Annotated in this window: 12 protein-coding genes; 10 read left to right on the top strand and 2 right to left on the bottom strand. The window is 37.3% G+C overall.

All coding sequences use genetic code 11. From position 1 onward, the window contains the following. The first annotated feature begins 203 nt into the window (after positions 1-203). Entirely contained in the window at positions 204-3,929 is a 3,726-nt protein-coding gene (locus H6G28_RS19120) for a HEAT repeat domain-containing protein (protein WP_190673133.1), read from the top strand. A gap of 74 nt (positions 3,930-4,003) precedes the next feature. Continuing rightward, positions 4,004-4,255: a TIGR03643 family protein gene (locus H6G28_RS19125; protein ID WP_062290197.1), complete on the top strand. Its 252-nt coding sequence runs from the start codon at positions 4,004-4,006 to the stop codon at positions 4,253-4,255. Positions 4,256-4,408: 153 nt separating this feature from the next. Here H6G28_RS19125 and H6G28_RS19130 read toward each other — a convergent pair whose 3' ends face one another. Next, on the bottom strand, positions 4,409-4,600 hold the full coding sequence (locus H6G28_RS19130) for an RNA-binding S4 domain-containing protein (RefSeq protein WP_190588819.1): 192 nt from the start codon (positions 4,598-4,600) through the stop codon (positions 4,409-4,411). A 183-nt stretch (positions 4,601-4,783) separates the two neighbouring features. Here H6G28_RS19130 and H6G28_RS19135 point away from each other — a divergent pair, with 183 nt between their 5' ends. Next, complete coding sequence (locus tag H6G28_RS19135; protein ID WP_190673135.1) at positions 4,784-5,152, top strand: DOPA 4,5-dioxygenase family protein; 369 nt, start codon at positions 4,784-4,786, stop codon at positions 5,150-5,152. 12 nt (positions 5,153-5,164) lie between these two features. Here the strand turns inward: H6G28_RS19135 and H6G28_RS19140 are convergent, their stop codons facing one another. Then, positions 5,165-5,833 (bottom strand): class I SAM-dependent methyltransferase, encoded by a 669-nt coding sequence (locus H6G28_RS19140; RefSeq protein WP_190673139.1) that lies wholly within the window; start codon positions 5,831-5,833, stop codon positions 5,165-5,167. Between the two features lie 243 nt (positions 5,834-6,076). Between H6G28_RS19140 and H6G28_RS19145 the strand changes: the two genes are divergently transcribed. The 7 genes from H6G28_RS19145 to H6G28_RS19175 all read left to right on the top strand — a co-directional run bounded on the left by H6G28_RS19145 (position 6,077) and on the right by H6G28_RS19175 (position 14,691). Beyond that, on the top strand, positions 6,077-6,586 hold the full coding sequence (locus tag H6G28_RS19145; RefSeq protein ID WP_190673142.1) for a GNAT family N-acetyltransferase: 510 nt from the start codon (positions 6,077-6,079) through the stop codon (positions 6,584-6,586). Positions 6,587-6,637: 51 nt separating this feature from the next. Then, on the top strand, positions 6,638-7,408 hold the full coding sequence (locus H6G28_RS19150) for an SDR family NAD(P)-dependent oxidoreductase (RefSeq protein ID WP_190588825.1): 771 nt from the start codon (positions 6,638-6,640) through the stop codon (positions 7,406-7,408). Between the two features lie 423 nt (positions 7,409-7,831). Then, entirely contained in the window at positions 7,832-10,591 is a 2,760-nt protein-coding gene (locus tag H6G28_RS19155) for a hypothetical protein (protein ID WP_190673146.1), read from the top strand. A 35-nt stretch (positions 10,592-10,626) separates the two neighbouring features. Beyond that, a complete protein-coding gene (locus H6G28_RS19160) occupies positions 10,627-11,328 on the top strand; it encodes a TIGR04283 family arsenosugar biosynthesis glycosyltransferase (protein ID WP_190673149.1) in 702 nt (233 codons plus the stop codon). Between the two features lie 74 nt (positions 11,329-11,402). After that, entirely contained in the window at positions 11,403-12,152 is a 750-nt protein-coding gene (locus H6G28_RS19165) for a TVP38/TMEM64 family protein (protein ID WP_190673152.1), read from the top strand. A gap of 60 nt (positions 12,153-12,212) precedes the next feature. Further along, positions 12,213-13,025 carry a TVP38/TMEM64 family protein gene (locus H6G28_RS19170; protein WP_190673155.1) on the top strand — a complete coding sequence of 271 codons (813 nt, stop codon included), beginning with the start codon at positions 12,213-12,215 and terminating at the stop codon, positions 13,023-13,025. A gap of 115 nt (positions 13,026-13,140) precedes the next feature. After that, positions 13,141-14,691 carry a mercuric reductase gene (locus H6G28_RS19175; RefSeq protein WP_190673157.1) on the top strand — a complete coding sequence of 517 codons (1,551 nt, stop codon included), beginning with the start codon at positions 13,141-13,143 and terminating at the stop codon, positions 14,689-14,691. The last annotated feature ends 61 nt before the right edge of the window (positions 14,692-14,752 follow it).

The following is a 14,752-nucleotide window of genomic DNA, read 5'->3' on the forward strand; positions in this document are numbered from 1 at the left end:
TATACATAGTATAAAAATTCATATATTACCTTGAAATTAATCTCATCAAGAAAATTATTTATATATTATCTAAATAAAAATAATTGGTTACAATTAAATATAAAGTACTTTTTAGAGAAAAATGCTCATAATCTTTTACCTGCCTTAGTTCACTCCTGAAACGGTTGGAAATCCTGTAAGTTTAAACTTGGGTAAATGCGATTATGATAATAGATTGGTTGGCTGTTTGGGGCGTAACTCAAGCTGTCGGGTTTGCTTTTAAACCGATTTTTGAGGAATTAGCCAAAGATGTAGTCAAGGACTGGGCTAAGGATATATTAAAGTGTATCCCGAAGAACATTTTACAGCAACTTAAAAAGGAAGAAATCGAAATTATTGCTGGCAAAGCCTTAAAGGAATTTTTAGAATTAATCCAGCAGGAATTAGAAGATGCAGATATCGAAGAACTAGCACTGCAACAATATACTAAAACTTTAAAAGAGTTTATTAGTAGCCACTTTATTAGAGAGATTCTCGGTTATCCTTTTCAAGCAGAATGTCACTCTCTAGATGCTCAAGTACTTTTTCGTACTTGGTATGAAATGAATTTACCAAGTTTACCCCAGGATTTTGAATGGGAAAGACTCACTAAAAGATATATCAAAAAAGTTAAGGCGATTATTCGTGAGTCAGATAAGTTACGCTCTCTTTTAGATAGTCAAAATTTAGAAGAAATAACTAAAAGTCTGCAAGATATATCTGGTATTCCGACAGATTTTGATTTACAGAAGTATCAAGAAGGACTATGTGAGCGTTACGGAAATCTGAAGTTAGATAGTTTAGATACCACTGGGTATGCTTATAACGAATTGAAGTTATGGCGGATGTTTATTGCTCAGAATGTGCGGGAAGTACATCAAGTTTTACCCCAAGTACATGAATTACCTAAAGAACATCTCAAAAAGCAGCGAGATAGCAATCAAATAGAAGCGGAAATTTTACTAGAAGAGTTAGAAGGCTACCGCCGAGTTTATTTTGAGCAACCAATTGTTTCTGTATTAGATATTATTAATGATCCGGTTTATAAATATATAGTTATTTTAGGTGATCCAGGTTCTGGTAAATCGACATTATTGCAATTTTTAGCGTTGAATTGGGCGGAAACACCGCTAAACAATATTGTTTTTCAACCTATCCCTTTATTAATTGAGTTACGCACTTATATTAGAAGACGTGAGAATAATGAGTGTAGTAATTTCTTAGAGTTTTTTCATAAATGTAGTGGTATAGTTCATCATCTGAATCAAAATCAACTCCACGAACATTTAAAAGCGGGAAATGCTTTGGTGATGTTTGATGGTTTAGATGAAGTTTTTGAGTTGGGAAAGCGTGAAGATGTAATTACAGATATTCATCGGTTTACGAATGTCTACCCCAATGTGCGAGTAATTGTAACTTCGCGGGTAATTGGCTATAAACCGCAACGGTTACGAGATGCGGAATTTCGCCATTTTATGTTGCAAGATTTGGAGTCAGAACAAATTCAAGATTTTATCTATCGCTGGCATGAATTAACTTTTCATGATGAAGAAGATAAGTTACGGAAACGGGAACGGTTACAAAGAGCGATTGATACTTCAAAATCGATTGCTGAATTGGCAGGAAATCCGCTATTGTTAACAATGATGGCAATTCTTAATCGTAACCAAGAATTGCCCCGCGATCGCGCCACACTTTATGAGCAAGCATCACGAGTATTGCTGCATCAATGGGATGTGGAACGCGCTTTAGTAGAAGATTCGCGCTTAGATCCGAAAACGATTGACTATAAAGATAAGCAGGCGATGTTGCGTCAAGTCGCTTATCACATGCAAACTAGTGCTAAAGGGTTGACTGGCAATTTAATTAGTGTGCATGATTTAGAAAAGATTTTGATTCGCTATTTAAAAAATATTGAATTTGAAAACCCAACTAAAGTGGCGCGGGTGATGATTAACCAATTACGGACTCGCAATTTTATGTTGTGTTTTTTAGGCGCAGATTATTATGCTTTTGTCCATCGGACTTTTTTAGAATATTTTTGTGCTTGGGAGTTTGTCTGGCAGTTTAAGGAAACACAAACACTGTCGATTAAAGAATTAAATAATGAGGTGTTTGGCAAACATTGGCGTTATGAAACTTGGCATGAAGTTTTGCGATTGATTGTGGGAATGATTGAGCCGAGGTTTGTGTGCGAAATTCTCGAATATTTAATGGCGCAAGATGGAGAAGGGGAAAAGTTTATTAATTTGTTTTTAGCGGCTAAATGTCTTGCAGAGGTACGGAATCGCTTGTTAGTCACAACAACGGCGAATAAATTATTAAATCGGCTGAAAGATTTAACGAAATATGACCTTGGTTATTATTATCAACCTTATCGAGATGAGGAAGAAACAAAATTAGTCCAAGAAATTCGGACTAAAGCAGTGACATCTGTGGCGACAACTTGGAAAGATGATGCTGATACTTTAGTTTGGTTGAAACAACTGGCTAATGCTGATGAACATGAAGATGTCCGCCGGACTTCTGTCCAAGAATTAGCGAGAAGTTTTCGAGATCATGTTGATACTTTGGTATGGTTAAAACAACGGGCGATCGCAGATAATGATTGGACAGTCAGACAAGTAGCATTGCAAGAACTCGCACGGAATTTCAAAGATGATTTAGAAATTCTCCCACTGCTGCAAACACGCGCCACCAGCGATGAAAATGAATATGTGCGCCAAGCGGCTGTGCAGGAATTAGCCAGGGGTTTTAAAGACAAACCCGATATCTTACACTGGCTAAAACAGCGTGTGACAGCCGATAATTCTGGAACGGTGCGCCAAGTAGCCGTGCAAGAATTAGCACGGGGGTTTAAAGATGATTTAGCAACTTTACCTTGGTTAAAACAATGCACCACAGATGATGACTGGACTGTGCGCCAAGCGGCTGTGCAAGAATTAGCTAGAAGTTTTAAAGACGATGCTGATACTCTCTTGATACTGAAACAACGCGCCATTCATGATGAGAATGAATATGTCCGCCAAGCGGCTGTGCAAGAATTAGCCAGAAGTTTCAAAGACGATGCTGATACTTTCTCCATCCTCCAACAATGCGCCATAACTGATCAATATTCTGGTGTGCGCCAAACAGCCGTTGAAGAATTGGCGCGGGGGTTTAAAGATGAACCGGAAATTTTACCTTGGCTAAAACAGCGTACGACGGCGGATAATGACCAGTATGTCAGACGTGCGGCTGTGCAGGAATTAGCCAGGGGATTTAAAGATGATGCCGAAACACTGTTGATTTTGCAACAAAGAGCGATCGCAGATCAATATTCTGATGTTCGGCGTGCGGCTGTGCAAGAATTAGCGAGAGGGTTCACAAATCATCCCGATACTTTACTCATTCTCAAACAAAGCGCCACCACCGATGAAAATGAATATGTCCGCCGCACAGCATTGCAAAAACTCGCCAAAAATTTCACCAATGACCCTGATATTCTCCCAATTTTAAAAAAACACGCGACAGCAGATAAATATGCAGATGTCCGTCAAGCTGCTTTGCAAGAATTAGCTAGAAGATTCAAAAATGACCCTGAGACGCTGGTAATTCTCAAGAAACGCGCCATTGTTGATAAATCATCGAATGTCCGACAAGTGGCTGTACAGGAGTTAGCCAGGGGTTTTCAAGACCAACTTGATTTATTTGAATTATTTTATAACTGTGCTGTTAACGACCCCTTTACGCGGGAATATAGTTTTCAAGATAATCCCCGCCAAGTCGCACTAGAAGCCATTACCGAACAATATCCCCACTATCTACAGACATTACCATTGTTACGCGATCGCGCCACCAATGACCCAGATGAGCAGGTGCGGGAGTTGGCGAAGAAAAAGTTAGCTGATTTAGGCGAGAAATTTTCGTGATTGTTGAGATGGAAATTAGTATGAATCAAAAAGTAAAATAAATTTAACCCGCAGTAAAAATTCTTAGCAAAAGAATGAAACTACCAAATCTTGAACTCCAAACAATAGATCGAATTATTGAAATGGCTTGGGAAGATAGAACCCCATTTGAAGCCATTGAGGCACAGTTTGGACTGGAAGAAAAACAGGTAATTGCCTTAATGCGTCAGCAAATGAAACCATCTAGTTTTCGGATGTGGCGAGAACGAGTAACTCAACGCAAAACTAAACATTTAAATAAACGAGAATTTGTTGCCGGCAGATTTAAATCACAAAATCAAAAATGATGAATATGAATAACGATGTTGTAATTTTTTTGCTCAGTGCTGGGGCGCTAATTATATATTTAATTTTCTCGGCCTTGACCGAGATGGGGACAAAGCTACCTTGGAAGAAGTGAGCGATCGCTCATCTTATCCCATAAACTGTAGACAATGCTGCTACTCAATTACATCCTCAACTGTAAAAACTTTGCCGTCTACTGTTACTTGGTCGCTGGAAACTAATTTCCGTCCGCGACGGGTTTCGACTACCCCATTAACTTTCACATCACCATTAATAATCATTAGTTTGGCTTGTCCGCCAGTTGGGGCGATACCTAAAAACTTTAAAAACTGGTCGAGTTTAATCATCTGGCTACTTGTTGAATGTAGTTAGCACTGTACATCAACTTTATTTTATCGATGAGCTTAACGCTTGGTTGAAACAATTTTGATGAATATAGGAAATCTAGTTGTGTAGGTAGGGAGTAGGGAATGGGGAGTAGGGAGTAGTGAGTGTACTGATTTTTTTCATAAATCAAATATGAGTCCTATATGACACAAAATAATCTGAGTCAGTCCATAAGAGAAAACAGCAGCATCATCGGGTTTCATGCTCATATTTACTATGATCCCGAAACTCGTGATGTTGCTGCTCAAATCCGCGAAGAGTTAGGTACTAGATTTGAAGTTATCTTGGGACGTTGGCGGGATCAGCCAGTTGGGCCACATCCCAAATCTATGTATCAAGTCGCCTTTGCGCCAGATCAATTTCCCCAAGTTGTACCCTGGTTAATGTTGAACCGTAGGGGTTTAGATGTTCTCGTTCATCCTGAGACTGGTGATGATGTTACAGATCATACAGCCCATGCTTTATGGTTGGGAAATAAGCTGGAATTGAATATCCAAGTCCTGCAACGATAACGATTCAGATAATTAATGACGCTTGCGTGCTAAAGTTAGCCCATCTGCGATCGCAATCAAACTCAAGTCAATGCGATCGTCTTCAGCTAACTTGCTATTAAACTCACGAATAGCTGTGGTAGATGAGTCCTGTAGTTCTGGTTGCAGTACCCTTCCCGACCACAACACATTGTCAATCGCAATTAAACCACCAGGACGGACTAACTGTAATGCCAATTCGTAATACCGATAATAATTTTCTTTGTCAGCATCAATAAAGGCAAAGTCAAAGGTTTCTGCTTGACCTTGTGCTAAAAGAGACTCTAAAGTTTCCGTCGCTGGCGCAAGTCGCAAGTCAATTTTATCTGCTACACCGACTTTTTCCCAATAACGCCGAGCCACAGATGTAAACTCTTCGCTCACATCACAGGCGATAATTTTGCCATCAGGTGGTAATGCTAAAGCAACACTCAAAGAACTATAACCAGTAAAAACTCCTACTTCTAAAGTTTTTTTAGCACCAATTAATTTGACTAAGAACGCTAAAAACTGTCCTTGTTCCGGTGCAACCTGCATATTTGCACGGGGATGTTGAGCAGTTTCTTGTCGTAACTGTAAAAGTACTTCTGGTTCACGTAGAGAGACAGACAAAAGATACTCGTACAAATTTTGTGTCAGGTTCAGAGTTTTACCAGTAGACATATTTTTCTATCTTGTGTTTACTGCTGATTTGTGTAATTATTCTACCAAATAACTGTATATCGCTCGATTTAACGTAGTATTACTTATGCTTATAAGCTCAGTGAGGTACAGACAAAAATAATTAATAGCAGATAAATTAGAATCTCAGCAGGCGAGGAGATAGTATAGCAGTCTTGTTTGATATGGGAACAAGGGAGACAAGGGAGACAAGGGAGAGAAACGCCAATTTATTGGATAAAAAATATGCAGTCATTAGAGACATTTAAGACGCATCGACTGTTAGCTGAGAGGCTGCAATTTCAACATTTAAATGAATTAAATCGGATGCACCAAAACAAACAAGTTATGGCAACTTTAGGTGGTGTACGTTCTGATGAAGAAACGCGGCTATTTATTTTCAATAACTTGCATCATTGGCAGCGTTATAGATATGGTTTATGGATATTTAGAGATAAAGTCAATCATCAATTTGTCGGGCGGGCTGGTCTTCGTAATACTGAGATAGATGGAATTAATGAAGTTGAACTCGCCTATGCTCTGATGGCTAAATTTTGGGGACAAGGTTTAGCTACCGAAATGGGTGAGAAAATCTTGCAAATTGGTTTTGAAATCTTAAATTTACAAGAAGTTGTTTGCTTTACCCTAACCACAAATCAAGCTTCGCAAAGAGTGATGGAAAAGTTAGGTTTTAAGTATGAGCGGGAAATGATTTATGCTAATCTACCTCATTTATTTTATCGGTTTAAAGCTTGATAATTAAGCAAAAAATGTAATATTATAAACTAAATTTACCACCTAAGTAAAATGCCTTTTAAAGAAAACTTTAATAATGCCAATGCCATAATTATCGGAGCTAGTCAAGGCATTGGGTTGGGTTTTGTTAAACAATTGATTCAAGATATAAGAGTTAACAAAATTTACGCCACATATCGGCAAGAAGAAACTGCTCAAGAATTACTAGACTTAACTGAGGAATATCCTGATAAATTAACTTCCCTACAGATGGATATTACTGATGAATCACAGATTGTTACAGTGGTAAAAAATATCAGCGCCCAAATCAATAAGCTGCACTTAGTAATTAACTGTGTTGGACTGTTACACGAAGGTGATTTACAACCAGAAAAAAGCTTAAAACATATTAATCCAGAAAATTTACTACGCTACTTTCAAATTAACAGTATTGGTGCGGTGTTATTAGCTAAACATTTACTACCTTTATTTCGTCATCCAGAACCCAGTGTATTTGCTTCTATATCGGCAAAAGTGGGCAGCATTGGCGATAATCAACTAGGTGGATGGTATGGTTATCGTGCTTCTAAAGCGGCGCTGAATATGTTGATGCGAACAACTGCAATTGAGTATGGTAGAAGTTCTCCTCAAACTTTAGTTATCACTTTACATCCAGGAACAACCGATACACGTCTTTCTCGTCCATTTCAGCGCAATGTACCCCCAGAAAAATTATTTTCTGTAGAACGTACTGTAAGTCAATTATTAACTGTAATTGAAAAATTAGAACCAGGTGATAGCGGGCAATTTTTTTCTTGGGATGGGAGCAAGTTACCTTGGTAAAAATCTGAAGCTAGAGCTTAAATTGGGTGGATCGCTAAGTGCGATCGCCCATTAATTAATCATATAATATTTTAGTTTATAATTCGAGTATTTAAACATATTTTTCAGACATTATTCCTGAATTAAAAGCAGCTAAAACTATTTAATATAACTGTTGTGGCTGATAGTTAATTCAGTCTTTAGTTCAATATGATTACAGAGTGCGATCGCCTAAAATTTTCAGCAACACCTAGGGCGTATCTCCACTTAATAGAAGACATAATATTCTACCAAAGAGGACACACAACCATATCAAGTTTTTAGGACTTTATTGCTGTAGTAAAGTCCAAATTTATGTGCTAAAAAAATATGTGAGTAAATCTTGAGCAACTGCTGAAATATTTTACCTATATTGCCACCTAAAATCATATATTGGGTTTGCTCATGTTTAACCAATTATTACATAAGCAGCAATATTATTATCTATTGCTGTTCACATTGTTATTTATATCCCATTTAATCCCTGAAAAAGTAGAAGCTAAAACTATACCAATTCAAGGTTTAATCAATTCTCAGCCTACAGATAACCAAACTTTCGCTAATTATAAGTCTGGGAATAACATTAGATGTAATTCTATAAATACATGCACCGCACAAAGTATAAAATTAGAACCAGTTCAAGTTTTTCCGAATATTAATGATGAAAATATTCCAAACTTCTTTAATCCAATTCTCAACCCAGATTTTTATAATAATGAACCAGACACTATCAAGCCGACTAATCTAAATGAGCCACAACAAAATTTTGTTGACAACAAAAAAAAGTTACAACTATTAATACTCAATGCTCTGACTAACAGTGCGACGAGATATCCTTGGATAATTGACCCCAGATATAACTTAAATTTCACTACATCCACATTTAACCCTTTTAAAAATGCCAATTACATTGATTTTTCGATTAAGTTTTCTGCAAAAGATCCCATAGTTGAGCGATTCAATTTTGCACACTTTCAGCCAGCAGAGCAATTTTACTGGGTATTACCTAATAATCGAATTGTTGTAGAAACTCAGGGTTGGCAAAGTGGGATTTCATATCAAGGAGAAACTACAGACTTTCAACGTATTCAAATTGTACGCTTAACGCAAAGACTGTGGGGAATGCAAGTTGTTTCTTCCCTTCCGCCAGACTTTCAAGAACTAGTAGGAGGAACTAGCTTCAATCAATTTTCTATTCAATCAATTGCTGCTGAATTAATTAATCCAATAGGTATTCCTGCACCGTCTGTTCAAATTAATAGTCCACTGACAGCCAATAGTTCACAAATAAATTCGATAGTTCCTAATCTTTCTAGCTTGAGTACTAATCGTCCTCCTTTAATTTTACAATCTTTCCCTACGAATAACTTACAACCATTATTAGGAGATGTTAGCCTACATAGAGGTGAAATAATTCCTCAAAATAATTTAAAACAAGCTGGTTTTATTTGGGGAAATCCTTTAACTGGTGAATTAACAAGATTTCAAGCCCAAACTACTTCGATACCAGGAATCAAACAAGGGAGTCGAGAACAATTTGATAACTCTGATTTGTTTGATATTTTGCTAAATCCTGATATTAGCAATCAGCAACGTAATTTATCTTACTTAAATTCACTATTTTGGGTGACTTTAGGTCAACAACAAACTTTACTGAGAACTAGAGATAAAACAGAAAATCAAAATTGGCAGAGATTTTATTTCAGTCGTCCCCATAATCGGACTTTATTACAATACGATTCATTAGTCAACAAAGCAACTTACACTAATATTTATAGTAATCCTGGTGTTTCTCTGTCTTTTTCTCTTGATCAAATAGATGTAGATCAAATCCAAACTGCTAATACTTCTCTGGGAATGCTATTGGGAGGAGTTTTTGAATTTATTCATCCTCCTGAAATAGCCAACAGTTTAGAAGAAGCTAAAACGCGATTGTCTCGACAAGAAAATTTTGCACCTATTAACTCAAAAGCCACGCCAGAACAAAGAAGAAAAATTAATCAACTTCTCAACAGAACATTGTTTTTAGGTAATCGAACAAGTAGTTTAGAGCAAATTTCTGGAAGTTATACTTTTCCCGGTACAATTACACCAACTAGTTCTAGCATTTTTCAAATTCGCGCAGGAAATTATCGTCGGGCTGTGCAGTTTATTCGTGGCGAACGTACTTGGAGAGAAGGTAAAACTTATATTTCTAAAATAGATGTTTCCAATCGCAGTTTTGGACGTTTAAGTTCTGTAAATGTGCCAATTCCTGCAAAACAAATACCGATAAGTACCAATAATCGCTCGTCAGCTTTACAAGTAGCTTTAATTAGTCCTAATGGTGAGAGTTTTGTTCAGAACTATAATTCATCTGATACTACAACAGTTCCAGTAAATATTCGTTCATTTGATTTAGCATTTGATAATATTGAACTCAGCCAAAATGGACGACTGATTACCCATATACAAACGTTTAATGGTTATTTATCTTTACCTGCGATCGAAACTTTATGGGCTGGGGCTTCTGGTAATTGGAACTATAGCATTAATTCTGGGATTTGGTTGAATTTAAATTCTAGTAATGCTTTTAATATTACCAATGAACTTGGAAATTCCGAGCCAACTTTAGGCTTTTATACTAATGGCTTATTAAACTATATTAATACTCATCTAGAATTAAATGCTGCTGGGCAAACTCAAGCTATTACTAGCCATATTCCTGCATTACGGTTTCATTGGAATAGTGGCAGCAATTATCAAAATCCTGCTTATATTAATTTGAGTTATTCTTTGATTCGCCAAGATAAAGATAGAAATAACTATTCATTGACTACGGGAATGATATTTTATGATGCAACTCGTCGTCTAAGACAATCAGGATTTTTTCAAGGTGCATGGGAATTTAGTACAGGAGTAGAGTTGAAAACTATGGTAGAAATCAGTGAAAATTTTTTCTACACTTTAGAAGGCACGCAAAAGATAAATGATAATTGGTATTTGGGTACTTATTTGCAAAACTTTAGAGATATTAGCCGTGGTATTAGAAGCAGAGTTAATGATTTTTCTTATGGGTTATTAATTAAGCGTGATATTCCGAGTAATGGTATGTTTTGGGAATCTCGCTTAGGTATGAGTGGAAATACATTTGAGGTGCGTTTTGAAGGGGGATTTCGGTTTTAAGTAAAGTAGATAATTTATTTTTTAGGGCAATCTCAATGCAACAAACTGCTAACATTTCAATTATTATTCCTACTCTCAACGAAGCCGATAATATTTCAGGCGCGATCGCCAGCACTCAATCTGGTAAAAATATAGAAGTGATTGTCGTCGATGGTGGCTCGTCTGATGACACAATCAAAATTGCTCAGTCTTTGGGAGCGAAAGTGATTTCCTCACCGCCTGGACGCGCAAAGCAAATGAATGCAGGTGCGGCGGTGGCTAGTGGTGATGTGTTGCTATTTCTTCATGCAGATACTCGTTTACCTGTTGGCTTTGATATTTTGATTTGCACAGCTTTACAACAACCGGGAGTAGTGGCTGGTGCATTTGATTTGCAGATTGATCACCCAGCTTTTGGGTTAAGGTTGGTGGAGTTGGGTGTAAAATTGCGATCGCGTTTTTTCCAAATGCCCTACGGTGATCAAGCAATTTTTTTAACTCCAGAAATATTCCAAAAAATTGGCAATTTTCCTGAACTCCCTATCATGGAAGACTTTGAATTAATCCGTCGGTTAAATTCTACAGGACGCATTGTAATTATCAATACGCCAGTAGTAACTTCAGCGCGGAGATGGTTGCAAAAGGGAATTGTGAAAACTACCTTACTCAATCAAATTATTGTGCTTGCTTATTTGTTTGGCGTGTCACCAGCCCGCATTCGTAGTTGGTATCGTCGGGAAAAATTTAAGCAGAATTAAGCTATTTCTTATTTAAATGGAGTATTTTAGTTAAAAGAGAGATACCAGCACAAATAATTTAGGATGAAAAAATTATGGTGACACAACCACAGCCTAAATTCCAAGGTAAGCTTAAATTTATTTTATTAGTGATACTTGTCGCCGCCTTGGTTATTACTGCTAGGTTTCTTAATTTTTCAGTATTTTTTACTAATTTAGTTACCTATGTCAACAGCCTGGGAATTTGGGGCATTGTTGCATATATAGGTATTTATAACTTAGCGACATTATTATTTATTCCTGGTTCAGTTTTAACTTTAAAAGCTGGCTGTTTATTTGGCGTATTTTGGGGTTCTGTATATGTATTAATTGCAGCCATCATTGGGGCAGTTTTAGCCTTTATGATTGGGCGTTATTTTTCTAGAAATTGGGTATCCAAGCAAATTGAGCAACACCCTAAATTAAAAGCCATTGATGTCGCAGTAGCCAAAGAAGGATGGAAAATTGTCTTGCTAACAAGATTATGTCCTTTATTTCCCTTTAACTTATTAAATTACTTTTTTGGTGTCACGCAAGTTTCCCTTAAAGATTATATATTAGGTTCTTTTGGGATTCTGCCAGGGACAGTTATGTATGTCTATATGGGGACATTAGCGGGCAATTTAGCTATGACTAATATGTCCAGTCAAACACTTACACCTGAAGCCAAAACTTATCAATTAATTATGCAGATAATTGGCTTAATTGCAACTGTGGCTGTAACTATTTATATTACCAAAATTGCCCAAAAAGCTTTATCGCAGAGTATGGCAGTTACAGAAACAGTTCAAGAAAAGAATCAATAATATTTTAGACTAATGGCAGAAGTCCAGAATTTGTAAATAAATATATTTTGATTTAATAAAATGAAAAACAAATTTTTAGTAAATAATTATCATTGGCCGAGCTTGGTTAAAGCTTACCAATTACTTATATTAGCTGTAATGACTGTGGCGATCGCCATTTTATTTCATCCAGAATCAGCCATTGCCAAAACAGCAGTACAAAGTAATACATTGAATCCCCAAACCCTGTTACGTGATGCTTTACAATGGATTGATAGTCAAGGAACAGTAGGTGCGATCGCGTTTATTGGACTGTATATTATTGCCACTGTGGCTTTCTTACCTGGGTCAATTCTTACCTTGGGCGCAGGCGTTGTGTTTGGTGTTGTTTGGGGTTCTTTATATGTATTTATTGGTGCAACTTTAGGTGCGACAGCAGCATTTTTAGTAGGACGTTATTTAGCGAGAAATTGGGTTGCAAATAAAATTTCCAATCATCAAAACTTTGCCGCCATTGACCGCGCCGTTAGTCGAGAAGGATTAAAAATTGTTTTATTAACTCGACTTTCGCCTATATTTCCCTTCAACTTATTAAACTATGCCTTTGGTGTTACAGGAGTTTCCCTAAAAGATTATTTTATCGGTTCAATCGGGATGATTCCTGGCACAATTATGTATGTTTATATTGGTTCCTTAGCCGGGAATTTAGCATTAATTGGTACTGAAGGTCAACCGAGTAATTCTACCGTACAATGGGCAATTCGGGTCATCGGTTTTATTGCCACAGTTGCAGTTACTGTTTATGTTACTCGCATTGCCCGGAAAGCTTTAGCAGAAGAAGTAAAAATAAACGATGAAGCACCTAGCCCCGACGAATGGAATTCGCGGCTATAAAAACGTAGACGCGCAAGCGGCTTCGTTTGGTGCAAGATGTAGAATATACAAATTTATTCATATTGATTTGGTATTACATTTCACACTTCATACTTCATACTTCACACTTCAAACTATGTCTAATTCAGAATTATCAAGAGTGATCGTCCGTCCAGTAGATGAATACAATCAAAAATTAGTTTCTTATGTACATCCGCCAGATTGGGTAAATCCACAGCCTGCCGATTGTTATGATTTAGTAGTTATTGGTGCGGGAACAGCCGGCTTAGTTGTTGCTGCGGGTGCAGCAGGTTTAGATTTAGGTTTAAAAGTCGCATTAATTGAAAAGCATCTCATGGGGGGAGATTGCTTGAATGTGGGTTGTGTACCATCAAAATCTATTATTCGTTCTGCGCGGGTAATTGGTGAAATTTGGCACGCCAAAAATTTAGGAATTAATATTCCTAAACAACAAGTAGAAGTTGATTTTTCCGCAGTTATGGAACGGATGCGCCGTATCAGGTCGGGAATTAGTCATCATGATTCAGCAGAACGTTTTAAAAATTTAGGTGTTGATGTTTTTTTGGGAAATGGTCGTTTTACTAACAACAATACTGTAGAAGTCGATGGCAAAATTTTGCAATTTAAAAAAGCGGTAATTGCGACTGGTGCTAGGGCTGTAAAACCGTCAATACCCGGAATTGAAAATGTTGGTTATTTAACTAATGAAACTGTTTTTTCTTTGATTCAGCGTCCAGATAAATTAGCTGTGATTGGAGGCGGGCCAATTGGTTGTGAATTAGCCCAAACTTTTCAGCGTTTGGGTTGTGAAGTGACGTTCTTACATCGCGGTTCGCATCTGTTAAATAAAGAAGATGCAGACGCAGCCGAAATTGTTCAAAATGTGTTAATTCAAGAAGGCATTCGTGTAGTATTAAATTGCCAATTAGAAGAAGTGGTTGCTGTTACTGAAGGTAAGCGACTTTACTTTTCTAGTAACGGTTATCGAGATTCCGTCACCGTAAATGAAATCTTAGTAGGTGCGGGACGTGCGCCCAATGTGGAAGGTTTAAACTTAGAAGCTGTGGGAGTAAAATACGACACTCATCACGGCATACAAGTCAATGATTATCTACAAACAACCAACCCAAAAATTTATGCGGCTGGCGATATTTGTATGAATTGGAAATTTACCCATGCGGCGGATGCAGCAGCCAGAATTGTGATTAAAAATACGCTGTTTTCTCCCTTTGGGTTAGGGCGTTCTAAACTCAGTAGTTTAATTATGCCTTGGGTAACATACACATCCCCAGAAATTGCCCATGTGGGAATGTATGAACATGAAGCGAAAAAACAAGGTATTGAGGTAGCAACAATTAAAATTCCTTTTACTAGTGTAGACCGTGCGATCGCCGATGGTGAAGAAGCTGGATTTCTCAAAATTCTCCACAAAAAAGGTTCTGATCAAATTCTCGGTGCTACCATTGTTGCCAGCCATGCAGGTGAGATGATTTCGGAAGTCACCACCGCAATTGTGAATAAAATTGGTTTGAGTAAATTAAGCAGCGTTATTCATCCCTACCCCACCCAAGCCGAAGCCATTAAAAAAGCCGCCGATGCTTACCGTCGCACTCTCTTGACTGCGAATACCAAACGCATTCTCGGATTTTTGACCAAGTTTTCATGAATATAAAAAAGCGATCGCCTGTTGTGTTGGTGGTGCGATCGCCTTTAAAATCAATCTATAA

The sequence above is a fragment of the Nostoc sp. FACHB-190 genome (assembly GCF_014696905.1).
Classification (GTDB): Bacteria; Cyanobacteriota; Cyanobacteriia; order Cyanobacteriales; family Nostocaceae; genus Nostoc_B.